Consider the following 22,273-nt stretch of genomic DNA (forward strand, 5'->3'; position numbering starts at 1 on the left):
AACGTTGAGATGGCCGAACGGTAGCCACGATTCGATCTCCCCCCCTTGAGGGGGAGATGCCCGGCAGGGCAGAGGGGGGTATTCCTCCGCGAATTCAACCCAACAAAAAACCCCGGATGTCTCCATCCGGGGTTTTCTTTTGACCGTTAAGCCAAATCTTATTCGTCGTCGCCGTCGCGATCGGCTTCCGGATCGAAGAAGTCTTCCGGACGCAGCGCGTCTTCGTCAACGCCGTAGATGGCGTCAGCGGAGGTGAGGCTTTCGCCCTTGGCCTGACGCTCAGCTTCTTCAGCCGAACGGGCAACGTTCAGCTCGACCTGCAGCTCGACTTCGGCATGCAGGTGAAGGGTAACGTTGTGCAGGCCGATGGTCTTGATCGGCGTGTTCAGTTCAACCTGGTTACGGCCGATGTTGAAGCCTTCGGCAGCCAGGATTTCAACGACGTCGCGAGCGGCGACAGAGCCGTAGAGCTGGCCGGTTTCGCCAGCCGAACGGACGACGATGAAGGACTTGCCTTCCAGAGCCTCGGCAACCTTCTGGGCTTCCGACTTGCGCTCGAGGTTACGGGCTTCGAGCGTTGCGCGCTCGGTTTCGAAACGTGCCTTGTTGGCAGCGTTGGCGCGCAGCGCCTTGCCCTGCGGCAGCAGGAAGTTACGGGCGTAGCCATCGCGAACCTTTACGGTTTCGCCCATCTGGCCGAGCTTGTTGATGCGTTCGAGAAGAATGACGTCCATCTTCTTGATCCTTTCTATGGTTTGGTTTCGTTCGTATTGTCGGTTTTCCGCGTCGGAGTAAGAGAGATCGTGCTGCGCACGTCGCTCAGGCCGAACACGAGAATGATGAACAGCGGAAAGACAAAGACCGCCGAGAGATAGGCGAGGATGAGAACCGGCAGCCGCCAGTCCTTTCCACGCGCTCGTTTGTGCAGCGAGGCGTAACCCGCCATCAGGAAGCCCGCGCCGAAGGTGCCGCAGATGACTGCGCCGACCATGGCTGCGACGCCGCCGAGGAACATGGCGACAATGCCGGCCAGAAAAATGAAGATGGCGTTGCGGTGCATGCGCAGCGCGGAGGCGATGTCCTCGCGCGGGCGAAGGCCCTTGCCGAAGGAGCCGACCAGCCGCGTTGCGAAATAATAGGCCGCAAACAGAAGGATGACCCACAGGCCGCCCTGCACGATCGGCAGCATCAGCACCAGCAGCGATTTCGTCTGGGCGAGCGCCTCTGCATTGGGTTCGAACAGCGGCTCACGGTTCTGCACCGAGGTCATCATGATATCGACCATGCGGGCGACCAGATCGGGACCGTAACCGATCATCCAGCCGAGAATGACGACGGCGATGGAGACCAGAATGCACAGGTGCAGGACGATGCCGGAGAGCGGATACCAGGCGAGAAGATCGTCCGGGCCGCCGAGTTCGGAAGCCGGGCGCGCCAGATTGGCGAGATGCGAAAGCCAACCCGCCGGGATCAGCGTGAAGATCGCGATGGTCAGCGCAAACAGCGGCGACATGACGAGAGCGCCGATGATGGCCGTGGTGATGATCGCGACGATGGCAGCGCGATTGCCCCAGCCCATGCCTGCGATCAGGATCGGCATGGCGGAACCGGCATAGAGCAGGAAGGAAAAGGACGACTGTGCCGTTGCGCCAAGCGTCAAAAACGCGGCGCATATGCCGGCGAGAACGCCGGTGATCAGCACTGTCTGGTTCAACTTTTGCACTTCGCTGTCCTGCTGAAACGAAAGCAGTTAGAGGATCGCTCCTGAGAGCCTCATCCCCAACATGGGTTTTTAGAGTATCGATCCGCGCCCAACGCGGAAGGATGAGTATTTCTCGACCCGCTGATTAAGAGTCAGCTGCTTCGAGGACAAACGAGGCCGCGCCGAAACGCGGCCTCGCTTCAATTCATTACGCTACGACGTAAGGCAGCAGGCCGAGGAAACGGGCGCGCTTGATCGCCTGGGCGAGTTCGCGCTGCTTCTTCTGGGAAACGGCCGTGATGCGGGACGGAACGATCTTGCCGCGCTCGGAAATGTAGCGCTGCAGGAGACGAACGTCCTTGTAGTCGATCTTCGGAGCGTTTGCGCCGGAGAAGGGGCACGTCTTGCGACGGCGGTGGAACGGGCGGCGTGCCTGGGAAGAGGATGCGTCAGCCATTGGTCAAAACTCCTTCTTATGCACGGTCTTCGCGCGGACGGCGCGGACGGTCTTCGCGGTCGCCGAAGCCACCTTCGCGCGGTGCGCGGGGGCCACGATCTTCACGCGGGCCACGGTCCGGACGGTCGCCATCGCGGCGCGGACGGTCGTCACGGTCGCGCTTCTGCATCATCGCGGACGGGCCTTCTTCGTGGGCTTCGACGGCGATGGTCATGTAGCGAAGAACGTCTTCGTTGATGCGCATCTGGCGCTCGACTTCATGGATGGCGGCCGCCGGAGCGTCGATGTCCATGAGAGCGTAGTGAGCCTTGCGGTTCTTCTTGATGCGGTAGGTGAGGGACTTCAGACCCCAGTTCTCGATGCGTCCGACTTTGCCGCCGAACGATTCGATAACGCCCTTGTACTGCTCGACAAGTGCGTCGACCTGCTGGGCAGAAATATCCTGCCGGGCAAGGAAGATGTGTTCGTAAAGAGCCATTTAAGCTTTGCCTTTCTTGCGTTTCGTCCTTCACCCGGCAACGGCGCTAAGCCTCAACGACTGCTCTTGGGTAAGGCGGTAAGGCCTTGAAGCAAGAAAAGCGTTGTTCGAGACGGTCGAGAGCGGAGACACGGGAGGCCGGAAAAACCTTATGGTTCCTGCTGTTCCGTTACCGGAACCAGCCCTCCGTTCAGCCACCAGCCAATTGAACCGGGTGTTGTGAACAGCGCGCTTATACGCAATTTTGCCCGGAATGCAAGGGCAAGCGGTGAAAAAGCGCGCCGTAGAGCCGTCAGATCGCCATCGGATATTGGCGATGGATCGCCGCAATCCCTTTTAGTACCTCTTCCGACAACGTCACATCCGCAGCCGCAATATCCACCTTCAACTGTTCCATCGTCGTCGCGCCGATGATGGCCGAGGCCATGAAGGGGCGCGTGAGGCAGAAGGCGATGGCGAGCTTTGCCGGATCGATTCCATGCTGTGCGGCAAGCTCCAGATAGGCCTTGACCGGCGCTTCCTGAAGCGGCTGCAGGCGGCCGCCGAGGTCTCTGTTGATGGTGCCGCGCGATCCCGCCGGGCGCGCGCCGTTCTGGTATTTGCCGGTCAGAAGACCCGCCGCCAGCGGCGAATAGGCGAGCAGGCCGACATCCTCGTGATGGGCGACTTCCGCCATGTCGAGATCGAAGCTGCGATAGAGCAGGTTATATTCGTTCTGGATGGTGGCGACGCGCGGCAGGCCGTTGGCCTTGGCGATGTCGATATATTTCTGCGTGCCCCAGGCGCTCTCGTTGGAAAGGCCGATGGCGCGAATCTTGCCGGCCTTCACCAGTTCGCCGAGCGTTTCGAGCTTTTCGGTGATTTCGGCGAGCGTGCGCTGCTTTTCCTGACCGGAGGCGTCGAAGCTCCAGACGCCGCGGAAATGATAGGTGCCGCGGTTCGGCCAGTGAATCTGGTAGAGGTCGATGTAGTCCGTCTTCAGGCGCTTGAGGCTGGTATCCACCGCCTCGCGGATGGCGGCGGCGTCGATATCGCGGCCGCCGCGAATATAATCGCGTCCCGAACCGGCGACCTTGGTGGCGAGCACGACCTGATCGCGCTTGCCGGTCTTTTCGAACCATGTGCCGATATAATCTTCCGTTCGGCCCTGGGTCTCGGCGGAAACGGGGGTGGTGGGGTAGAGTTCTGCCGTATCGAAGAAATTGACGCCGTTTTCGACGGCGTAATCCATCTGCGCATGCGCGTCGGCTTCGGTGTTCTGCGTGCCCCACGTCATCGTGCCGAGGCAGATTTCAGACACGGAAATATCCGTGCGGCCCAATAGTCTCTGTTTCATGGAAATGTCCCGGTGCTTGGCCAGATAGTTTGGAAGGTGGTGTGAAAGTAATGGGGAATTGCCGCAGTGCAAGAAAAAATATGATGAAAAGAAAGGGGAAAACAGGACGGCAAAACCCCTGACAAGGGCCTGCCATGGGGCTTCAAGCCTTGACTTCGCTGGCGGGAATGTGAATGGAAGTCCGAAAGAATAAAGGCAAGGCCAGACAAGAAGGACGACATCCCATGGGTATTGCATTCACATTTCCCGGACAGGGAAGCCAGGCCGTCGGCATGGGCAAGGAGCTGGCGGATACCTATCCGGAAGCGCGCGCCGTGTTTCAGGAAGTCGACGAGGCGCTCGACCAGAAGCTTTCCGATATCATGTGGAACGGCCCGGAAGAGACGCTGACGCTGACCGCCAACGCCCAGCCGGCGCTTATGGTGGTGTCCATGGCGGTCATGCGGGTTCTCGAAGCGCGCGGTTTCAAACTGTCCGATACGGTTTCTTATGTCGCGGGCCACTCGCTCGGCGAATATTCGGCGCTCTGTGCCGCCGGCACCTTCTCGGTTGCCGATACCGCCCGTCTTCTGCGCATCCGCGGCAACGCCATGCAGGCCGCCGTGCCGGTGGGCGAGGGCGCCATGGCGGCGATCATCGGGCTTGAGCATGACGCCGTTTCGGCAATCTGCGAAGAGGCGGCCATTCTCGGCGTCTGCCAGATCGCCAACGACAATGGCGGCGGTCAGCTCGTCATTTCCGGCGGCAAGGCCGCCGTCGAGAAGGCTGCGGCGATCGCTTCCGAAAAGGGCGCCAAGCGCGCCATCATGCTGCCGGTTTCCGCACCCTTCCACTCCGCGCTGATGGCGCCGGCGGCGGAAGCCATGCGCGAGGCGCTGGCGGCCGTTGAAAAGCACAACCCGGTCGTGCCGGTTATCGCCAATGTGCGCGCCGCACCCGTTTCCGATGCCAATGAGATCGCCGCCCTGCTGGTCGAGCAGGTGACGGGTCAGGTGCGCTGGCGCGAGACGGTGGAATGGTTCGCCGCCAACAATGTCACGCAGCTTTACGAGATCGGCTCCGGCAAGGTGCTGACGGGCCTTGCCCGCCGCATCGACAAGACGGTGAACGGCGTTGCCGTCAACGGTGCTGCCGATATCGACCAGCTTCTTGCCACCCTCATCGGCTGAGACGGGATACTCCGGCTGCCGCATTCATCGGGCGCAACTGCGCTGAACATTTTCAGTCCGAAGCTCTAAAGAAGGAATAGGACATGTTTGATCTGACAGGCCGCAAGGCTCTCGTAACCGGCGCGACCGGCGGCATCGGCGAAGAAATCGCCCGCCTTCTGCACAGCCAGGGCGCAACCGTTGGCCTGCACGGCACCCGCGTTGAAAAGCTCGAAGCGCTGGCGGCGGAACTTGGCGAGCGCGTCAAGATTTTCCCGGCGAACCTTGCCGACCGCGCCGAGGTGAAGGCGCTCGGTGAAAAGGCCGAAGCCGAACTGGAAGGCGTCGATATCCTCGTCAACAATGCCGGTATCACCAAGGACGGCCTCTTCGTGCGCATGAGCGACGAGGACTGGGATAACGTCATCGAAGTAAACCTGACGGCGATGTTCCGCCTGACGCGCGAGTTGACGCATCCGATGATGCGCCGCCGTTTCGGCCGCATCATCAACATCACCTCCATCGTCGGCGTTACCGGCAATCCCGGCCAGGCCAACTACTGCGCCTCCAAGGCCGGCATGATCGGTTTTTCGAAGTCGCTGGCCCAGGAAATCGCCACCCGCAACGTTACCGTCAACTGCGTGGCGCCGGGCTTCATCGAAAGCGCCATGACCGGCAAGCTGAACGACAAGCAGAAAGACGCCATCATGGGCGCCATTCCCATGAAGCGCATGGGAACCGGTGCTGAGGTCGCCTCGGCCGTTCTTTACCTCGCCTCCAACGAGGCGGGCTACATGACCGGCCAGACCCTGCACGTCAACGGCGGCATGGCGATGATCTGACGGCACTTGTGACCGTCATGAAAAGGATTGCGGCGCTGTTTAAGCACCTTCTTGGGTAGCTGGCGCCGCAAGGCCCCGCCGGCTGGTTTTCGGCGAAATTGCCTGTCATACGCTGTGCTTAGCGCGTTTTCAGGCTTTTCGACCGATTGAAACCATGTTAAGCGGGCCAAGACTGTGAACAGTCGTCCCGGAGAGACAGGAAGCCGTTGCGATTTTGCGTGACGATGTCTAGCTTGGACCGGGTTGAACGGGTTTGCCAGCAGTGCCGGATTTGAACGGCGCATGAGGGCTTCTAACAGGGCAGGGTGCCGCAAGGCATTCCCTTCAAAATAAAGGTCGAGGAAACCGACATGAGCGATATCGCAGAACGCGTAAAGAAAATTGTAATTGATCATCTTGGCGTTGACGCCGACAAGGTTGTTGAAGGCGCCAGCTTCATTGACGATCTGGGCGCTGATTCGCTCGACACCGTTGAACTGGTCATGGCTTTCGAAGAAGAATTCGGCGTTGAAATCCCCGACGACGCAGCTGACTCGATCCTGACCGTCGGCGACGCCGTAAAGTTCATCGAGAAGGCCCAGGCCTGATCGACCTTGATGGGGGAGGTGCAATATCCTCCCGTCCTTGGCCCGGCTCGTCCGGGCCAATGTTTTATAGGCAGACGGTAACATGCCCCTGACGGTGCGTGTTCCGGGCAATGCATGGGGTCACGGGCCGGAAACGGCGCCCACAACCGTCATGCTGAGATTTGAAATACTGCAGCATCCGATGAACATCTCCCGATGTTCGGCGTTGCATGAAGACCGATGATTTGGATAAGGGCGGAGCATTGGCGATGAGGCGTGTCGTTATCACCGGTACCGGCATGGTATCTCCTCTTGGATGTGGGACGGAAGTGACCTGGGAGCGGCTGCTGGCCGGCCAGAACGGCGCCCGTCTCGTGACTGAATTCGAAGTCGAAGACCTTCCGGCAAAGATCGCCTGCCGTATTCCCGTGGGCGATGGTTCCAACGGCACCTTCAATGCCGATGACTGGATGGAACCCAAAGAACAGCGCAAGATCGATCCTTTCATCCTGTACGGCATGGCTGCCGCCGACATGGCGCTTGCCGACGCGGACTGGCATCCGGAAACGGACGAGGACCAGATCGCCACCGGCGTTCTGATCGGCTCCGGCATCGGCGGCCTGGAGGGCATTGTCGAGGCGGGCTATACGCTGCGCGACAAGGGCCCGCGGCGCATTTCGCCATTCTTCATTCCCGGCCGCCTGATCAACCTCGTATCCGGCCAGGTTTCCATCCGCCACAAGCTGCGCGGACCGAACCATGCCGTGGTGACGGCCTGCTCGACCGGCGCGCACGCCATTGGCGACGCCGCCCGTCTGATCGCGCTTGGCGATGCCGACGTCATGGTCGCCGGTGGCGCCGAATCGCCGGTCTGCCGCATCGCGCTTGCCGGCTTCGCCGCCTGCAAGGCGCTCTCCACCCAGCATAACGACAATCCGGAAAAGGCCTCGCGCCCCTATGACCGTGACCGCGACGGTTTCGTCATGGGTGAAGGTGCGGGCATCGTCGTTCTGGAAGAGCTAGAACATGCCAAGGCGCGCGGCGCGAAGATTTATGCGGAAGTCGTCGGTTACGGCCTTTCGGGCGATGCCTATCACATCACCGCACCGTCCGAGGATGGTGAAGGCGCCTATCGCTGCATGTCGATGGCGCTGAAGCGTGCAGGTCTCACGCCTGACGATATCGACTACATCAACGCCCATGGCACCTCGACCATGGCCGATACGATCGAGCTTGGCGCGGTCGAGCGGCTTGTCGGCGAATCGGCCTCGAAGATTTCCATGTCCTCCACCAAGTCGGCCACCGGCCATCTTCTGGGTGCGGCGGGCGCTATCGAGGCGATCTTCGCGACGCTTGCGATCCGCGACAACATCGTTCCGCCGACGCTGAACCTCGACAATCCCGATGTGGAGACGAAGATCGATCTCGTGCCGCACAAGGCGCGCAAGCGGAAGGTCGATGTGGCGCTCTCGAACTCCTTCGGCTTCGGCGGCACCAACGCCTCCCTCGTGCTGCGTCGTTACGAAGCATAATTGCGGCGGCGGCTCTGCCGCCGCTGGCGCCCTCCCACCGGGTGCTGACAAAGGACGTTCTTTCCTTTGAAGAGCGCATTGCGGCTTGCGAAAGCCATTCCGGTTTTCGCGCCGATATTGTAGTCGTTTATGGGAAGCGTTTGCCGGTTCGGGGTGATTTCCGGCCGCAGGCTGCTTCCTCCATCGGCTTTGTCCGAAACGATGTTCGTGAAGCGGAATAGCAAGGCTTCACGATATCTCTATGTGGTGCAGGAAGACATTCCGAACCTGTTTTTGCCGCATTACCTGCGCAAAAAGCGCTGACAACGCCGAACTGAAAAGGACCGACGGTGAGCGACACGAACCAGAACAGCCAGGGACCATACGGACAAAACGGCGCGGGCGAAGGCAATCGCGGCCCGATCATTCCGAAATCCCCGACGGAAGCCCTGCGGCCGGAAAAAGTGCCGGCTCCGCCCAAGCGCTCCCGCAAGGCCCACGGCCAGCTTGTGATCTTTCTGAATTTTCTGATGACGCTTGCGGTTGCCGTCTGTGTGCTGGCCATTGCCGCTTTCTATTACATGATCGATGCGTTCCAGGAGCCCGGTCCGCTCCAGACGAACACACATTTCACGGTGCGCAACGGCGCCGGCATCATTGAGATCGCCAATAATCTCGAGCGTAACGAGGTCATCTCCAACGCCCGTGTCTTCCGCCTGATGACCGGCAGCTACCTGCAGAAGGACCAGACGCTGAAGGCCGGCGAATATGAGATCAAGGCCGGCGCATCGATGAAGGACATCATGATGCTGCTGGAGTCCGGCAAGTCGATCCTTTATTCGGTGTCGTTGCCGGAAGGCCTGACCGTGAAGCAGATGTTCGCGCGCCTTGGAGCGGATGAAGTGCTGGATGGCGAATTGCCCTCGGCCCTGCCGCCGGAAGGAAGCCTGCGCCCCGATACCTATCGCTTCACCCGCGGCACCAAGCGCGAAGAAATCATCAACCAGATGAGTGCGGCGCAGGACAAGCTGATCGACATGATCTGGGAACGGCGCGATCCCGACCTGCCGATCAAGACCGTCGAGGAATTCGTGACGCTTGCCTCTATCGTCGAGAAGGAAACCGGCAAGGATGACGAGCGCGCCCATGTCGCTTCGGTGTTCTACAACCGTCTGAAGAAGGGCATGCGCCTGCAATCCGACCCGACGATCATCTATGGCCTGTTCGGTGGCGACGGCAAACCGTCGGACCGCCCGATTTACCAGTCGGACCTGCAGAAGCAGACGCCGTTCAACACCTATGTCATCAAGGGCCTGCCGCCGTCGCCCATCGCCAATCCGGGCCGGGCGGCGCTTGAGGCCGTGGCCAATCCATGGCGCACGGATGACCTTTATTTCGTTGCCGATGGCACCGGCGGCCATGTGTTTGCGAAGACGCTTGAAGAGCATAACGCCAATGTGCGCCGCTGGCGCAAGATAGAGGCCGAAAAGGCGGCCTCCGGCGCCAATCCCGATGTTGTCGTGGATGGCCAGCCGGGCGGGGCCGAGGCGGAAAAGCCGGCCAACAATTGAAAATCCTGACCGGGCCCTGCGTCCGCACAGGCCCGGTTTTGCACAGTATGACGGGGGGCTTCCAGATATGACATTGCAATCGATGACCGGCTTCGCACGCAGCGAAGGAACCTCCGGCCGTTACCGCTGGGCGTGGGAATTGCGTTCGGTGAACGGCAAGGGGCTCGATGTGCGCCTGCGTCTGCCGACCGGTCTTGAAGCGCTGGAAACGGCTCTGCGCGAAATCGCAGGCGAGCATCTTTCCCGCGGCAATATCCAGGCGGGTCTGACGCTGGCGATTGCGGAAAACCGGCTGGAGGCGGTGATCAACCGCGATGCTCTGGCGGCGGTTCTGGCGCTGAAGAAGGAGCTTGGCGACGTCGTGGAAGACAAGCCGCTGAGCTTCGACACGCTGCTCACGCTGCGCGGGCTCGTCGATTTTCGTGAGGCGGAAGATGACGCGGAGGCGCAGGCCGCGCGCAACGGCGATGTGCTTGCCGGCTTCGCCGCCGCCGTCGAGAAGCTGAAGGATATGCGCGAGCGGGAAGGGGCGTCGCTGTTTGCGATCCTGTCCGGTCATATCAACCGGATCGAGCAGCTCGCGGACATCATTGAAAGCGATCCTTCCCGCCAGCCGGAACAGATCGCGGCACGGCTCGCCCAACAGATCGCCCTTATCGGCGACGGCTTGCATGGTCTCGACCGTGACCGGCTGCATGCCGAGGCGGCGCTGCTCGCCACCAAGGCGGATCTGCGCGAAGAGATTGACCGGCTGCACGCCCATGTTCAGGCGTCGCGGGAGCTTTTGGCCAATGGCGGGCCGGTAGGACGCAAGCTCGATTTTCTTGCACAGGAATTTAACCGCGAGTCGAATACAATCTGTTCCAAATCGAACGCCAGTGCGGTAACCGCAGCAGGCATAGAGCTGAAAGTGGTGATCGATCAGTTCCGCGAGCAGGTCCAAAATCTGGAGTAGACCCCATGGCCCCGGTGAATAATTCTCCCGTCACGATTGCCCGCAGAGGGTTGATGCTGGTGATTTCTTCGCCATCCGGCGCGGGCAAATCCACGATTGCGCGCAACCTGCTCGACAAGGACAAGAATATCGGCCTGTCCGTCAGCGTCACGACGCGTCCGCGCCGCCAGAGCGAGATTGACGGCATCCACTACCATTTCATTTCCACTCGTGAATTCGAGCGCCTGCGGGATAGCGATGCGCTGCTGGAATGGGCTGAAGTTCACGGCAATTTTTACGGCACCCCGCGTGGGCCGGTGGAAGATGCCATGGCTGCCGGCCGCGACATGCTGTTCGATATCGACTGGCAGGGCGCCGAGCAGCTTCAGGACAAGATGAAGGCGGACGTCGTTTCGATCTTCATCCTGCCGCCGACCATGACCGAACTTCAATCGCGCCTGCATCGCCGCGCCGAGGACACCGAAGAGGTCATCAAGACCCGGCTCCTCAATTCCCGTGCCGAAATCGAGCACTGGCGCGACTATGACTATGTCATCCTCAATGACGACCTGCAGGCCGCCTTCGAGGCCGTCGAAGCCATCGTGAAGGCCGAACGCGTCCGCCGCGACCGGCGCCACGGCATGTTCGATTTCGTGCGGGCGTTGCTCGAGGAAGAGCCGAAGCTCTGATGGAAGGTAGCGTTTGGCTACCGGCCCCAAAACCTTGAAACCGAAGCAGTTAGACGTTATGTATATCCCAGCAGGATATACGAGGCTCTGACAATGGCTACGTCAACGGTTTTTATAAGCAATCGCAGTCAAGCTGTAAGGCTACCGAAGGCCGTGGCTTTTCCTGATGACGTGCATAAGGTCGATGTTCTGAAAATCGGTCTCGCGCGTGTTATAGTGCCGCAGGGAAAGCGCTGGGACGACCTTTTTCTGACCGGCCCTCGTGCAACGGATGATTTTCTTTCCGTTCGCGAAGAGCCTGCATTGGATGAGCGCGAGCCCTTCTGATGCTCACATATATGCTCGATACCAATATATGTATCTATGTGATGAAGACTTATCCTCCGGAGCTGCGGGAGAAATTCAACGCTCTGGCAGATCAACTGTGTATTTCGAGCATCACACTTGGCGAGCTCTATTATGGTGCTGAAAAATCCGTCCGGCGCCAGGAAAACATCAACGCCATTGAAAATTTTACCGCGCGTTTGGACGTTCTGCCTTTCGCCGACAAAGGCGCCGCACATTACGGACAGATCAGGGCCGAACTTGCCAAGGCTGGAACGCCATGCGGCGTTCATGATATGCAGATTGGTGGTCATGCCCGTAGCGAGGGGCTGATCGTCGTAACCAATAATATGCGCGAGTTTGTCCGGATGCCCGGTTTGCGAGTTGAAAACTGGGTTTAGTCCTCGGCCTCGCCCTGTTCCAAAACGTTCGGCTAACCGATGGGAGTCGCTGCTGCTCTCTGGGAGATAGGTTCATTTGCCGCCCATTGGCGAGATAGCTGCTCGTCTGCGGCGTCTTCAGCCCAGCCGTGGCCCGTCTCAACTGTCTGCAGAACAACATCCGCACCGGCCGATGCCAGTTGGTTGGCCAAATGCGGCGCATCGGTGGGGTGACGCCTTTCGTCGTAGGCGCCGGCGAGCAGGAGTATGGGGTATCCTGAGAGGTTTGGGAGAGCCTGATCCGTTCTTGGAGAAAGCGGGCGAAGTAGAATGGCTCCCCTCGACAAATTCCGATTCAGACATATGGTTTCAGCCGCTATGATCGCGCCGTTCGAATATCCAACGAGAAGGGGTCTCTGCCCGGTCTCATGAAATACAAAGTCTATGAACTGGCAGAGGCTGGTCGCTCGATGTTTGAGGTCGTCAATATCGAGCTGTCTGTCGGGTTTTCTGCGAAAAAATGCGAAGCCATTTTCCCAGGGAACGGCGCCTCTCGGCGCGTATAAGACACCGTTAGGAAAGACGGTGCGGCCAAAAGAAATGAGATCGTCTTCCGTTCGTCCCGATCCATGCAGCAAGACAACCGCGCAGTCGGGCGTTTCAGCGGGAATGTCGAGCTTGTAATGAAAACCGGCACTCTCCACGCACTTCTTCCTTTATTCGCAATCTCCACGAACCCGTGTCCCGCTGCTCGGAATGGCACATTCCACGACGGATTTACAGGCAGTTCGCCAAAGTGACGAATTCCTCCACCGACAGCGTTTCCGCTCGCCGTGTGGGATCGATCCCCGCTTTTTCCAGAAGCGTTTCGCCGCCAAGGCTTTTTACACTCTGGCGCAGCATCTTGCGGCGTTGGCCGAAGGCGGCTTCCGTCACCTTTTCAAGCTTGGCGACATCGCAGGGCAGCGGCTTGTCCTTCGGCAGCAGGTGCACGACGGTGGAGGTTACCTTCGGCGGCGGGCTGAAGGCTTGTGGCGGAACGTCGAAGGCCATTTCGGCGACCGTGCGCCAGCCGGCGAGAACGCCCAGCCGGCCATAATGGTTGTCGCCTTCTTCGGCCACGATGCGCTGGCCGACTTCCTTCTGGAACATCAGCGTCATGGAGAGCCAGAAGGGTGGCCATTGTTTCGGCAGCAGCCAGTTGACCAGCAATTGCGTGCCGACATTGTAGGGCAGGTTGGCGATGATCCGCACCGGTTCGCCGGCGGGAACCAGAGCCTCGAAATCGGTCTTGAGGGCGTCGCCCTCGATGACTTCGAGCCGTCCGGGATAATGCGCTTCGATTTCCGCCAGCGCCGGCAGGCAGCGGCTGTCGCGTTCGACGGCGATGACCTTTTTTGCCCCGAGCGAAAGAATGGCGCGGGTGAGCCCGCCGGGACCGGGGCCGACCTCTATCACCGTCACGCCGTCTAGCGGCCCTGCTGTCCTTGCGATCTTCTGGGTGAGATTGAGGTCGAACAGGAAGTTCTGGCCGAGCGATTTCTTCGCGTCGAGCCCGTGGCGCTGGATGACATCGCGCAGCGGCGGCAGTCCGTCGATGGCCGCCATTATGCGTTGGCCTGGCTGCGGAGGGAAATGTCCGCCGCCATCTTCAGCGCCGCCACCAGGCTCGCCTCATTGGCTATGCCCTGGCCGGCAATACCGAAGGCGGTGCCATGGTCGGGCGAGGTGCGGATAAAGGGTAGGCCGAGCGTGACATTGACGGAATCGTCAAAGCCGAGCGCCTTGGCCGGAATGAGCGCCTGATCGTGATACATGCACACCGCCACGTCATAACGCTTGCGGGCGGCATCGTGGAACATGGTATCGGCGGGCAGGGGTCCGAAGGCATCGATCCCGTCCTTCCGCAACCGCATGGTCGCCGGGTGGACGATATCGCGATCCTCGGTGCCGAGTGCGCCATCTTCACCCGCATGCGGGTTGAGGCCGGCAACCGCCAGACGCGGCGCCTCGATGCCGAATTTTTGCCGGAGATCGGCGTTGATGATCCGGCAGGTCGTGACGATCAGCTCTTCGGTGAGAGCGGCCGGCACGTCTTTCACGGGGATATGGATCGTCACCGGGACGACACGGACCTTGGGGCCGGCAATCATCATGACCGGGATGACTTGCTCGCCGGTCTGGCGCAGGGCGAGATCGGCCAGAAATTCCGTATGACCGGGAAAGCCGAAACCCGCCTCATAAAGCACCGATTTCGCGATCGGATTGGTGACGACGGCCGCAGCCTTGCCCTCGACCGTGAGGGAAACGGCGGTCTCGATGGCCTTGATCGTCGCGTGCGCCGCTCCGACATGCGGCTGACCCGCCTGCACTTCGAAGCCGACAGGAAGGGGGAGGATGGGGAAAGCCTGTTCGAACAGGCCGACGGCGCTTTCCGCATCACAGGTCTCGATATTGACCGGCACGCCGATCAGCGCCGCGCGGCTCGCCACCACATCGGGATCGCCGATGAAGATGAAGGGCGGCACGCCGTTCTCCCGGCGCTTAGCCCAGGCGGTGATGGCGATGTCGGGGCCGATACCGGCTGGATCTCCCTGTGTCAGGGCAAGCGGCAGGGATGCATATGTCACGGAAAGACCCGGCTCTCGTATCAATATCAGGTGTTGACGATCTGCGCCTTCTTGCGCAGCTCATCCATATATTTCTTTTCGTTCGGGTTTTCGCCGTCCTTGGCCTTCATCAGATCTTCGGACTTGAACACCATTTCCGCCGCATAGTCGTCGGAAACCTGGCGCTGCTTGCAGATGGCCAGATATTCGACGCCCTTTTCGGTGACGCGGGTGCCGGTGGTGCCGCCTTCCTTGGTCTTCTCCACCAGCGCCTTCCAGTCTTCCGGCAGCTCCGGCGCCAGAATGCGGCCAAGGTCCTTGATCGCCACGTCGCGCATGGTTGCGGCGAAGCTCATGGCCTGGTCGCAGCCGGGATAACGCTTGCGCGATGCTTCAGCCTCGGCTTTGCGCTTGCCGGTAATGGCGTTGCGTTTCGATTCCGGGATAACGAAGATGACCTGCTGCAGGAAATATTCCGTGGTGACGGGCTTGTCGCCGCGTTCCTTCAGTCGGGTAACGAGATCCTGCGTCGACATCTTGCCGCGTGCGCCATAACGGGCGTTGACAAGGCGCGGCCAGCTCATCTGAACGGCGATGAAGGCCTTGAAATGATCGGCTCCGACACCCGCCTGCGCAAGCACCTTCGTCAATTGCTGCGGGGTCATCTTGTTGTTGCCGGCAAAGCGTGCGAAGGCCGCATCGACATCGTCGGTGCTGACCGACATCTTGACGCGGCCGATTTCCTCGCGCTTCAGCGCTTCATCGACAAGCTGCTCGCGCGCCTTTTCATTGAGATTACCGGACTGGCGCTGCAGCTTGAGGAAGGCGACGCGCTTGGCGATATCGTCATTGGTGATGGGGGTCTTGTTGACGACGATCTTGACGGTGCTATCGGCGAAGGCCTGGCCGGCATAGGGCACAACGGCCATGGGAACGGCGAATATCGCAAAGGCGAAAGCAGCGCCACGCAAAGCCGTCTTTCCGAAATTCATCATATCCTTCTCCCTTTCGTCGGGCAGGGGCCTGTTGCCCTGTCCCGCCAATCTGTTCTGCCTGATGAGGGAAATATTGAACTCTCCCGCTTTTCAGACCTGCAACTGTGCATCCGCACCGCGAATTTGCCACGTATATATCATCGCGATCCGCAAGACGGCAATGTGTCGGTTTGTTGAAAGAAAACCCGATAGGTTCCATGCGCGGCCGACATTGGCGTGTTGTTGCGGCGAAACCGTGGCTTTACTGGCCAAATGGTAAAAAGGCAGGTCACGATGCTGCGTAACCTGCCTCTAAACTCAGTAGTTGTTTGGCTTCCAGCCAATATCCATGTCGTTCCAGTCCTCATTGGCTGAACCGACGCTGATATCGCCGAGCGTACGGAAGGCCAGACGGGCATTGATCGACCAGTCATTGGCGGCCTGACGGCTGGAATTGATATTGCCTTCGTCGGAATAGCTGACCGTCAGGATCGTGCACTCATCTTGATAGGCAATGCCGATGCGGCGTTCGGCGGCAAACTTCCCGTTCAGATCGTAATTGATCGAACCGAACAGCGACCAATTGTCGTCCATGCGCAGCGAACCGGACGCCTGGATGATATCGCGGTCTTCGTTATAGCCGTATTTCGGCTGTGCCTTGACCTGCGTATAGCTGAGCTTGCCGGTAAGGCGACGGTCCGAATAGCTGATACCGGTTTCCGAACGGTTGATGTCGAAATCGTCCTTGTCGAGACGCAGGCTCGACGACAGCGAAAGTCCGATCGGCGCATCGAAAGCGGCCATGGCGACGTAATCCGAACGGTCGGATTCGAGGCCCGAATTGGCGCCCGCATTGACGAGATCGTAGGAGGCGAAGGAATTGTCGCCCGCCAGATGGAAGGACTGACCGGCAATGGCGCGAACGCCGTAGCCATTGTCGAACGTACCGTTATAGCGGAAGCCGATATTGGCGCGCGTGCCACCTTCGATCCGGTCGAAACCGGAGAATTTGTCGCGTTCGAACAGATTGGTCGCGTCGAAGACGAATGCCTGTGCATCCTCGTTCGGAAGGCGGCCGGCATATTGTTCGTTCGGACGCACGAAAATCTGTGCAATGGGCTCGATCACGTGGCTGCTGTTGAGCGCGGTGAACAGCCAGGGGTAACGCACTTCCAGGCCACCGGTGACCATGCCGCGGAAAGCCGCACCGTCATGCATCATGCCCTCATAGGCATAGGAGGTCCCGCCCGAGGTGAAGGCCGCAGGAGACATGTCCGTCCAGAGCGCGTCGCCGCGCGCGGCGAATATCGGCGTGATCTGCAGGCCGCTGTCCATCGTGAAGGTGCGCTTCCACTCGGCTTCGGTGGAAAGGCGCGTATAGTCGCCCTCAAGCCCGCTGAAACGCGGATAACCGCCGAGCGCGTAAGCATCCTGCCGCAGGCGCGTGATGCTCGTCAGGTTGGTGGTCAGCGAAAGTTCGCCGCCATAAACCGGATCCGGCACGAAATAACGGTAGTCGACAACCGGGTGGACGATTGCCTGTTTGCGTTCCTTGGCTTCGGTATTGTCCGTATCCTGAACGTTGAAATAATAACCGCGGGCTTCGAAGCTGTTACGCTCACTCGCACCGTTCAGATAAATCTGGTTGGTCTGAACGTCGTTTTTATAACCCTTCAGCCCATAGGTGCGCGAAAAGTTATTGTCGGTCTGCACCATGGCATCCCAGCCGAACGCCCAGCGCGGGTTGATCGAGAAATCACCCTTGCTTGCGATCATGCCGCGATTGTCGTTGAGGGCGTCGCTGGTGCCGGCCGTGAAGGTTTCGGACTTCTGCTGGCTGATGCCCGCAATCGTGACCGTGTGCATGCCGGTTTCGAAGCGCTGGCGCAATTCCGCCTGCAGCAGCAGACCCTGCGTCGTGTAATAGGTCGGCGTGACGGTCACGTCCGAAGTGTCGGACAGGACGTGGAAATAGGGGACACCGATACCGAAACCGAGATTGTCGGTAATGCTCATCTGCGGGAACAGGAAGCCGGATTTACGCTTCACCGTATTGTCCGGAACCGTAAGGAACGGCAGATAGGCGATCGAATGGCCGAAAAGCTGCAGGCGGGCCTTTTCCAGCCGCACCGTATGGGTCTTGCCGTCCTGAACGACGCGCTCGGCCTTGACCTGCCACAGCGGCGCCTTTTCGGGCCGCTCGGCGCAGGGCAGACACGCGGTGTAGACACCGTTATTGAGCACCATCAGGTCGCCTTCGAGACGCTCGGCGCTTTCACCGGCGATACGGGTATTGTCCGTGGTCTCGACGCGCAGCGCATTGACGAAGCCCTGACCGAAATCGTCGGTCACGTCCATCTCGTCGGCATAGATCTTGTTGCCGCCCGGCTCGATCAGCTCGATATTGCCATGGGCGATCACGCGGCCGGTCTGCTGGTTATATTCCACTTGCTGGGCCACCATGCGGTAGCCCGAATATTTCATGCGAACCACGCCCTTCGCGATCACGCGCTGGGAATCGCGATTATAGGTCAGTTCATTTGCTGTAAGCAGGAGTTTCGAATCGTCTTGGCTTGCCGACGCAAGCAAACCATCCTGGCCGAAAGCGACCGGGCTGGATGCCAAATACGCGCACACAGCGGCACCTGTCAGAAGGGCCGTCCAAAGCCGTCTGATATTCCCGCGGTCATATACCGCCACTAGCCGTCCTCCTGATGAAGCAGAATGGTTGCCCCCAAAGCCAACGCCACGATGACTGGAACCCAGACCGCGACGGTGGGAGGGACAACACCACCACTCCCGAATGCCCTTACGAGCACGGTTACTACATAAAGCACGAAGCCGGAAACGATTCCACCCAGAATCACGGAGCGCGATTGGGCGAAGCGGCTGAACTTTAATGAAACGGTCGCGGCGATCAAGGTCATCGCAACCAGAAGCAGGGGCGTCGATAGCAGGAAATGATACTGCGTCTCAAGCGCCTTCGAAGATAGTCCAAAGGACTTTGCAACTTCGATCTTGTGAGAAAGGTCAAAGAAAGCAACGGTTTCCGTCTGCGTCATGCGCTCCTGAACGAATTCCCGTCTCAGATTGGTACTGATCCGCGTGCTTTCTTGCCGAACTGGCACATGCCCGGCGCGGGTTTCCGAAACGCCGTTAAGAAGCCAGTAACCATCTTCCAATTTAGCCGACTTCGCATCCTTACGCGAGACGATGTTTCCGTCCTTGTCGATGTCGATCAGAACCACGTCGAGAAGCAGCGTTCCATTGTCCTCGAAGCTCTTGGCGCCGATGATCGTATCCTGGCCGCCGCTTGCCTGGCGCATCCACGGAATGATCTCCTGCTGGCGGCCGCCGCCCGCTTCGTTGCGCAGGCCGGCTTCCATCGCCAGCGACTTGTTCTGGCCCCATGCCGCGATGGGGTTCAGGATGGTGACCGACAGGATGCCGATGAAAACCGCGCCGAGCACGAAGGGAAGGATGAACTGCCAGGCGGAAATGCCGGCGGCGCGCGTCACCACCAGTTCGTAACGCCGGTTGAGCGAGATCAGCGTCGTCATACCGACGAAAAGCGCGATGAAGGGTACGGTCTGTTGCAGGATAAGCGGCAGACGAAGCGCCGTCAGGCCAAGGGCGGCCGGAACGGAATAGCCGGGCAGGCCGGACATGCGCCGTGCCGTTTCGCTGAAGTCGGCAAGGTAAATGATCGAGGATACGCCGAGCACGAACCAGATGGCGGTGATCAGATATCGCTTCAGGAAATACCGGGAGAGCGTGTTGAAAATCATGCGTTGCCGCTCCCAGAGCTTTTCGCCATCCGGCTGGAGAAGAGACGGCGCAGACGACCCATCGCATCGGCGATGATTTTCGGCATTTTCGGCTTGCGGCCGGTCAGCAGAATGAAGGCGGCGGCGCCGCCGCTGAGGCCCGGAACGGCATAGACCAGCGGAATGAAGGCCGCGCTCTGCTTGATCTGATTGGTGACGTAAAAACCAAGCCACCGCAGCATGAAGGCCGTCACCAGTGCGGCGACCATCGGATGCAGGCGCGCTTCGCGGTGCGAACGGGCATCGGCGGCGATGACCAGCGAAATCAGCGCGAAGGAGAAAGCGAACATCCAGTCCGACAGGCGCTTGTGCAGCTCGCTGCGGAAGGCTTCCGGCGAGCGCTTGTAGCTCGCATTGTTCTCGTCGGGCGAAAGAAGGAAACCGAGGCTGGCGTCGCCCGGAGAGAGCGACGGCTCGGAATCCTGCTTTTCCGACATGGTCGAAAGGTCGAAGGCATAGGACAGGAACTTGACGATCGAAACCTTGCCGTCCGGCGTCTTCTGCTGCACTTCGCCGTCGCGCATGGTCAGCGACGTGCCGCTTTCATCGATCATGCCTTCCTTGGCATAATAGATGAGATCGAAATTCGGATCGCGGCGGTCGGCGACGAACAGGCCCTTGAGGATGCGGCCCTGCCGCTGGGCGATCTGCACGTAAAGACCGTCCTGAATGGTACGGAAAGTCTTTTCTTCGATCACCGAGGACAGAAGGTCGGCATAGGCGGCGGCCACCATCTGCCGGGCGGAGCTGCGGGCGGGCGGCTCGATGAAATTGGTGATGGTGAAGGAAAACGCGCTCAGAATGGCGGCCAGAATGAGAACCGGGCGATACATGATCGAACGGGGCGATCCCGCCGCATCGATGATGGCAAGCTCGGAATCGTTGTTCATCGTCGTGAAGATCTGGGTGATGCCGATCACCAGCGCGAAAGGCAGGACGACCGGGATCAGCGTCGGCAGGATCATCGTCGCGAGCGCCATGAAGGAACCCATCGACTGGCCGGTATCGGTGACGAGATTGATTCTCTGGAGAACCTGGATGGTCCAGATGATGGCCAGCACCGGCAGCAGCGCGACCAGAAACATCTGCGTTGTCCGCCGCAGGATATAGTTCTCGAGAAGCTTCATACGGCCCTGTTCGACATTGTTTTTCCGTGCGATCGCTCGCCGAATTTCCGCCTATCTAATCGCATCGTTTGCAATTGGCTATTCCGGCGTGCTCACAAATATGTTTTGCGCGATGATTTTTCCATCGCCTGTGTCTTTTTGTGGAACAAGCTGTCGGTTTCATGACGCGATTTCGCATTCCACAAAAATGCCTTTCCTTTAACGACTGTAGGCCTTTAAAGAATGCGGGGTTGCGCCCGTGGCCGAAAAGGCCATGATCATGCGCATCGTGCAAGTCGTAGAAGAAGAGCAGGAAAACATGTCCGCCAAATTCGATATTTCTTTCGCCAATTCCGCCGCGCTTGAAAACGCGCTCGCCGTTGTGCTGCAGGCCTCGGGTGAGGCGCAGGCCGTCGCCGGCGCCTCTGAGGCCGATCCGGGCGGTGTGATCGAAAGGGCGGCGAAGATTTCGGGCTTTTCCGCAAAGTCCATGACGACGCTCGACGTGATCGCGCCGCAGGGTTCCGCCGCCGACCGGCTGCTCGTCATCGGCCTCGGCAAGCCCTCGAAGCTGGTCGCCCATGACTGGCTGCGCGCCGGCGGCACCGCCGCCGCCAGTTTCAAGAAGGCGGATAAGGTCGTCATCTATCTCGATGCGCCGGGCGTAGAGGTCGGTGCGCAGGCGGCTGCGGATTTCGCGCTTGGCCTGCTGCTGCGCGCCTATAGCTTCGATGCCTACAAGACCAAGAAAAAGTCCGACGAAGAGAAGACGCCGAAGAAGGTCGAGATCGTCATCGTCACGGCCGCCCATCAGGAAGCGGAAAAGGCTTTTGCCGTCTCCGAGGCTGTTGCGGGCGGTGTTACCCTGGCGCGCGATCTCGTCAACCTGCCGCCGAACGCTCTCGGCCCCGTCGAATTTGCCGAGAAGGCGGAGGAGCTGCGCAAGCTCGGCGTCGAGGTGGAAGTCCTCGGCGAGAAGGAGCTGAAGAAGCTCGGCATGAATGCGCTTCTCGGTGTGGCGCAGGGGTCGGCGCGTCCGCCCAGACTTGCGGTGATGCAGTGGAACGGCGGCAACAAGAAGGATGAGCCGATTGCCTTCGTCGGCAAGGGCGTCGTTTTCGATACCGGCGGCATTTCGCTGAAGCCCGGCCTCAATATGGAGGATATGAAGGGCGACATGGGCGGGGCCGCCGCCGTGACCGGCCTGATGCATGCGCTGGCCGCCCGCAAGGCCAAGGCGAATGTAATCGGCGTCATCGGCCTCGTGGAAAACATGCCTGACGGCAATGCCCAGCGTCCGGGCGATATCGTCACCTCCATGTCCGGCCAGACCATCGAGATCATCAATACCGATGCCGAAGGCCGACTGGTTCTGGCCGATGCGCTCTGGTACACCAACGATCGCTTCAATCCGAAATTCATGGTGAACCTCGCCACGTTGACGGGCGCGATCACGGTGGCGCTCGGCAATCTTCAGGCCGGTCTTTTCTCCAATGACGACGAGCTTGCAGCGCGCCTCACGCAGGCGGGCGATGTGACGGCCGAAAAACTGTGGCGCATGCCGCTCGGCAAGGATTACGACAAGATCATCGATTCCAAATTCGCCGACATGAAGAACAGCTCGGGCCGTCTGGCGGGTTCCGTCACCGCCGCGCAGTTCCTCAAGCGTTTCGTGGGCGAAACCTCCTGGGCGCATCTCGATATCGCCGGCACCGCCATGGGTTCGCCGCTGACCGAGATCAACCAGTCCTGGGGATCGGGCTACGGCGTCCGGCTGCTGAACGAACTCGTTCGTGCCCATTACGAAGATTGAAGCGAG

22 protein-coding genes are annotated in these 22,273 nt (G+C 60.0%); 10 read left to right on the forward strand and 12 right to left on the reverse strand.

The window, feature by feature from the left end:
* Positions 1-158: 158 nt before the first annotated feature.
* The 5 genes from rplI to CFBP4996_RS03855 all read right to left on the reverse strand — a co-directional run bounded on the left by rplI (position 159) and on the right by CFBP4996_RS03855 (position 3,973).
* On the reverse strand, positions 159-734 hold the full coding sequence (gene rplI, locus CFBP4996_RS03835; RefSeq protein WP_035261991.1) for a 50S ribosomal protein L9: 576 nt from the start codon (positions 732-734) through the stop codon (positions 159-161).
* A gap of 14 nt (positions 735-748) precedes the next feature.
* Positions 749-1,723 (reverse strand): DUF2232 domain-containing protein, encoded by a 975-nt coding sequence (locus CFBP4996_RS03840; RefSeq protein ID WP_080852341.1) that lies wholly within the window; start codon positions 1,721-1,723, stop codon positions 749-751.
* A 187-nt stretch (positions 1,724-1,910) separates the two neighbouring features.
* Positions 1,911-2,159, reverse strand: coding sequence for a 30S ribosomal protein S18 (gene rpsR, locus CFBP4996_RS03845; RefSeq protein ID WP_003502063.1), 249 nt, complete (start codon positions 2,157-2,159; stop codon positions 1,911-1,913).
* Positions 2,160-2,175: 16 nt separating this feature from the next.
* On the reverse strand, positions 2,176-2,637 hold the full coding sequence (rpsF, locus tag CFBP4996_RS03850) for a 30S ribosomal protein S6 (RefSeq protein WP_003520723.1): 462 nt from the start codon (positions 2,635-2,637) through the stop codon (positions 2,176-2,178).
* A 292-nt stretch (positions 2,638-2,929) separates the two neighbouring features.
* The gene (locus tag CFBP4996_RS03855; RefSeq protein WP_080852339.1) at positions 2,930-3,973 is read right to left on the reverse strand and encodes an aldo/keto reductase; all 1,044 of its coding nucleotides are present in this window, start codon (positions 3,971-3,973) and stop codon (positions 2,930-2,932) included.
* 224 nt (positions 3,974-4,197) lie between these two features.
* Between CFBP4996_RS03855 and fabD the strand changes: the two genes are divergently transcribed.
* From fabD to vapC, 9 genes are all read left to right on the forward strand, one after another.
* The gene (fabD, locus tag CFBP4996_RS03860; RefSeq protein WP_121490275.1) at positions 4,198-5,142 is read left to right on the forward strand and encodes an ACP S-malonyltransferase; all 945 of its coding nucleotides are present in this window, start codon (positions 4,198-4,200) and stop codon (positions 5,140-5,142) included.
* An 83-nt stretch (positions 5,143-5,225) separates the two neighbouring features.
* Complete coding sequence (gene fabG / locus CFBP4996_RS03865) at positions 5,226-5,963, forward strand: 3-oxoacyl-[acyl-carrier-protein] reductase (RefSeq protein WP_003520726.1); 738 nt, start codon at positions 5,226-5,228, stop codon at positions 5,961-5,963.
* Positions 5,964-6,313: 350 nt separating this feature from the next.
* Positions 6,314-6,550: an acyl carrier protein gene (locus CFBP4996_RS03870; RefSeq protein ID WP_003502080.1), complete on the forward strand. Its 237-nt coding sequence runs from the start codon at positions 6,314-6,316 to the stop codon at positions 6,548-6,550.
* 248 nt (positions 6,551-6,798) lie between these two features.
* Complete coding sequence (fabF, locus tag CFBP4996_RS03875) at positions 6,799-8,061, forward strand: beta-ketoacyl-ACP synthase II (protein ID WP_035261994.1); 1,263 nt, start codon at positions 6,799-6,801, stop codon at positions 8,059-8,061.
* A 329-nt stretch (positions 8,062-8,390) separates the two neighbouring features.
* Positions 8,391-9,611, forward strand: coding sequence for an endolytic transglycosylase MltG (gene mltG, locus CFBP4996_RS03880; protein WP_020810689.1), 1,221 nt, complete (start codon positions 8,391-8,393; stop codon positions 9,609-9,611).
* Positions 9,612-9,678: 67 nt separating this feature from the next.
* Positions 9,679-10,566 (forward strand): YicC/YloC family endoribonuclease, encoded by an 888-nt coding sequence (locus CFBP4996_RS03885; RefSeq protein ID WP_003520732.1) that lies wholly within the window; start codon positions 9,679-9,681, stop codon positions 10,564-10,566.
* 5 nt (positions 10,567-10,571) lie between these two features.
* Positions 10,572-11,234: a guanylate kinase gene (gene gmk, locus CFBP4996_RS03890; RefSeq protein ID WP_080852335.1), complete on the forward strand. Its 663-nt coding sequence runs from the start codon at positions 10,572-10,574 to the stop codon at positions 11,232-11,234.
* Positions 11,235-11,327: 93 nt separating this feature from the next.
* Positions 11,328-11,561, forward strand: a complete 234-nt coding sequence (vapB, locus tag CFBP4996_RS03895; protein ID WP_031233980.1) for a type II toxin-antitoxin system VapB family antitoxin — start codon at positions 11,328-11,330, stop codon at positions 11,559-11,561.
* The gene (gene vapC, locus CFBP4996_RS03900) at positions 11,561-11,959 is read left to right on the forward strand and encodes a type II toxin-antitoxin system tRNA(fMet)-specific endonuclease VapC (RefSeq protein ID WP_020810687.1); all 399 of its coding nucleotides are present in this window, start codon (positions 11,561-11,563) and stop codon (positions 11,957-11,959) included. The genes vapB and vapC overlap by 1 nt, the downstream gene beginning before the upstream one ends.
* 32 nt (positions 11,960-11,991) lie before the next feature.
* Here vapC and CFBP4996_RS03905 read toward each other — a convergent pair whose 3' ends face one another.
* The 7 genes from CFBP4996_RS03905 to CFBP4996_RS03935 form a co-directional block, all read right to left on the reverse strand.
* Entirely contained in the window at positions 11,992-12,642 is a 651-nt protein-coding gene (locus CFBP4996_RS03905) for an alpha/beta hydrolase (protein WP_080852333.1), read from the reverse strand.
* A gap of 73 nt (positions 12,643-12,715) precedes the next feature.
* Positions 12,716-13,546, reverse strand: a complete 831-nt coding sequence (rsmA, locus tag CFBP4996_RS03910; RefSeq protein WP_080852331.1) for a 16S rRNA (adenine(1518)-N(6)/adenine(1519)-N(6))-dimethyltransferase RsmA — start codon at positions 13,544-13,546, stop codon at positions 12,716-12,718.
* Positions 13,546-14,568 carry a 4-hydroxythreonine-4-phosphate dehydrogenase PdxA gene (gene pdxA, locus CFBP4996_RS03915; protein ID WP_080853196.1) on the reverse strand — a complete coding sequence of 341 codons (1,023 nt, stop codon included), beginning with the start codon at positions 14,566-14,568 and terminating at the stop codon, positions 13,546-13,548. Before pdxA ends, rsmA begins: the two co-directional genes overlap by 1 nt.
* A gap of 26 nt (positions 14,569-14,594) precedes the next feature.
* On the reverse strand, positions 14,595-15,542 hold the full coding sequence (locus CFBP4996_RS03920; RefSeq protein WP_003520739.1) for a SurA N-terminal domain-containing protein: 948 nt from the start codon (positions 15,540-15,542) through the stop codon (positions 14,595-14,597).
* Positions 15,543-15,839: 297 nt separating this feature from the next.
* Positions 15,840-18,221 carry an LPS-assembly protein LptD gene (locus tag CFBP4996_RS03925; protein WP_080852329.1) on the reverse strand — a complete coding sequence of 794 codons (2,382 nt, stop codon included), beginning with the start codon at positions 18,219-18,221 and terminating at the stop codon, positions 15,840-15,842.
* A complete protein-coding gene (gene lptG / locus CFBP4996_RS03930; RefSeq protein WP_035263022.1) occupies positions 18,221-19,309 on the reverse strand; it encodes an LPS export ABC transporter permease LptG in 1,089 nt (362 codons plus the stop codon). The genes CFBP4996_RS03925 and lptG overlap by 1 nt, the downstream gene beginning before the upstream one ends.
* On the reverse strand, positions 19,306-20,475 hold the full coding sequence (locus tag CFBP4996_RS03935) for an LptF/LptG family permease (protein WP_035263025.1): 1,170 nt from the start codon (positions 20,473-20,475) through the stop codon (positions 19,306-19,308). Before CFBP4996_RS03935 ends, lptG begins: the two co-directional genes overlap by 4 nt.
* Positions 20,476-20,773: 298 nt before the next feature.
* On the opposite strand from CFBP4996_RS03935, the gene CFBP4996_RS03940 reads away from it, so the two are divergent.
* Positions 20,774-22,267, forward strand: coding sequence for a leucyl aminopeptidase (locus CFBP4996_RS03940; RefSeq protein ID WP_080853194.1), 1,494 nt, complete (start codon positions 20,774-20,776; stop codon positions 22,265-22,267).
* Positions 22,268-22,273: the final 6 nt, after the last annotated feature.

It is taken from the genome of Agrobacterium leguminum, from assembly GCF_005144435.2.
Taxonomy (GTDB): Bacteria; Pseudomonadota; Alphaproteobacteria; order Rhizobiales; family Rhizobiaceae; genus Agrobacterium; species Agrobacterium leguminum.

Bases quoted from the DNA above. Each gene is read 5' to 3' on its own strand.
- rplI (WP_035261991.1), bottom strand. From the start codon at position 734: ATGGACGTCATTCTTCTCGAACGCATCAACAAGCTCGGCCAGATGGGC.
- rpsR (WP_003502063.1), bottom strand. From the start codon at position 2,159: ATGGCTGACGCATCCTCTTCCCAGGCACGCCGCCCGTTCCACCGCCGT.
- rpsF (WP_003520723.1), bottom strand. From the start codon at position 2,637: ATGGCTCTTTACGAACACATCTTCCTTGCCCGGCAGGATATTTCTGCC.
- CFBP4996_RS03855 (WP_080852339.1), bottom strand. From the start codon at position 3,973: ATGAAACAGAGACTATTGGGCCGCACGGATATTTCCGTGTCTGAAATC.
- fabD (WP_121490275.1), top strand. From the start codon at position 4,198: ATGGGTATTGCATTCACATTTCCCGGACAGGGAAGCCAGGCCGTCGGC.
- fabG (WP_003520726.1), top strand. From the start codon at position 5,226: ATGTTTGATCTGACAGGCCGCAAGGCTCTCGTAACCGGCGCGACCGGC.
- CFBP4996_RS03870 (WP_003502080.1), top strand. From the start codon at position 6,314: ATGAGCGATATCGCAGAACGCGTAAAGAAAATTGTAATTGATCATCTT.
- fabF (WP_035261994.1), top strand. From the start codon at position 6,799: ATGAGGCGTGTCGTTATCACCGGTACCGGCATGGTATCTCCTCTTGGA.
- CFBP4996_RS03885 (WP_003520732.1), top strand. From the start codon at position 9,679: ATGACATTGCAATCGATGACCGGCTTCGCACGCAGCGAAGGAACCTCC.
- gmk (WP_080852335.1), top strand. From the start codon at position 10,572: ATGGCCCCGGTGAATAATTCTCCCGTCACGATTGCCCGCAGAGGGTTG.
- vapB (WP_031233980.1), top strand. From the start codon at position 11,328: ATGGCTACGTCAACGGTTTTTATAAGCAATCGCAGTCAAGCTGTAAGG.
- vapC (WP_020810687.1), top strand. From the start codon at position 11,561: ATGCTCACATATATGCTCGATACCAATATATGTATCTATGTGATGAAG.
- rsmA (WP_080852331.1), bottom strand. From the start codon at position 13,546: ATGGCGGCCATCGACGGACTGCCGCCGCTGCGCGATGTCATCCAGCGC.
- CFBP4996_RS03920 (WP_003520739.1), bottom strand. From the start codon at position 15,542: ATGATGAATTTCGGAAAGACGGCTTTGCGTGGCGCTGCTTTCGCCTTT.
- lptG (WP_035263022.1), bottom strand. From the start codon at position 19,309: ATGATTTTCAACACGCTCTCCCGGTATTTCCTGAAGCGATATCTGATC.
- CFBP4996_RS03935 (WP_035263025.1), bottom strand. From the start codon at position 20,475: ATGAAGCTTCTCGAGAACTATATCCTGCGGCGGACAACGCAGATGTTT.
- CFBP4996_RS03940 (WP_080853194.1), top strand. From the start codon at position 20,774: ATGTCCGCCAAATTCGATATTTCTTTCGCCAATTCCGCCGCGCTTGAA.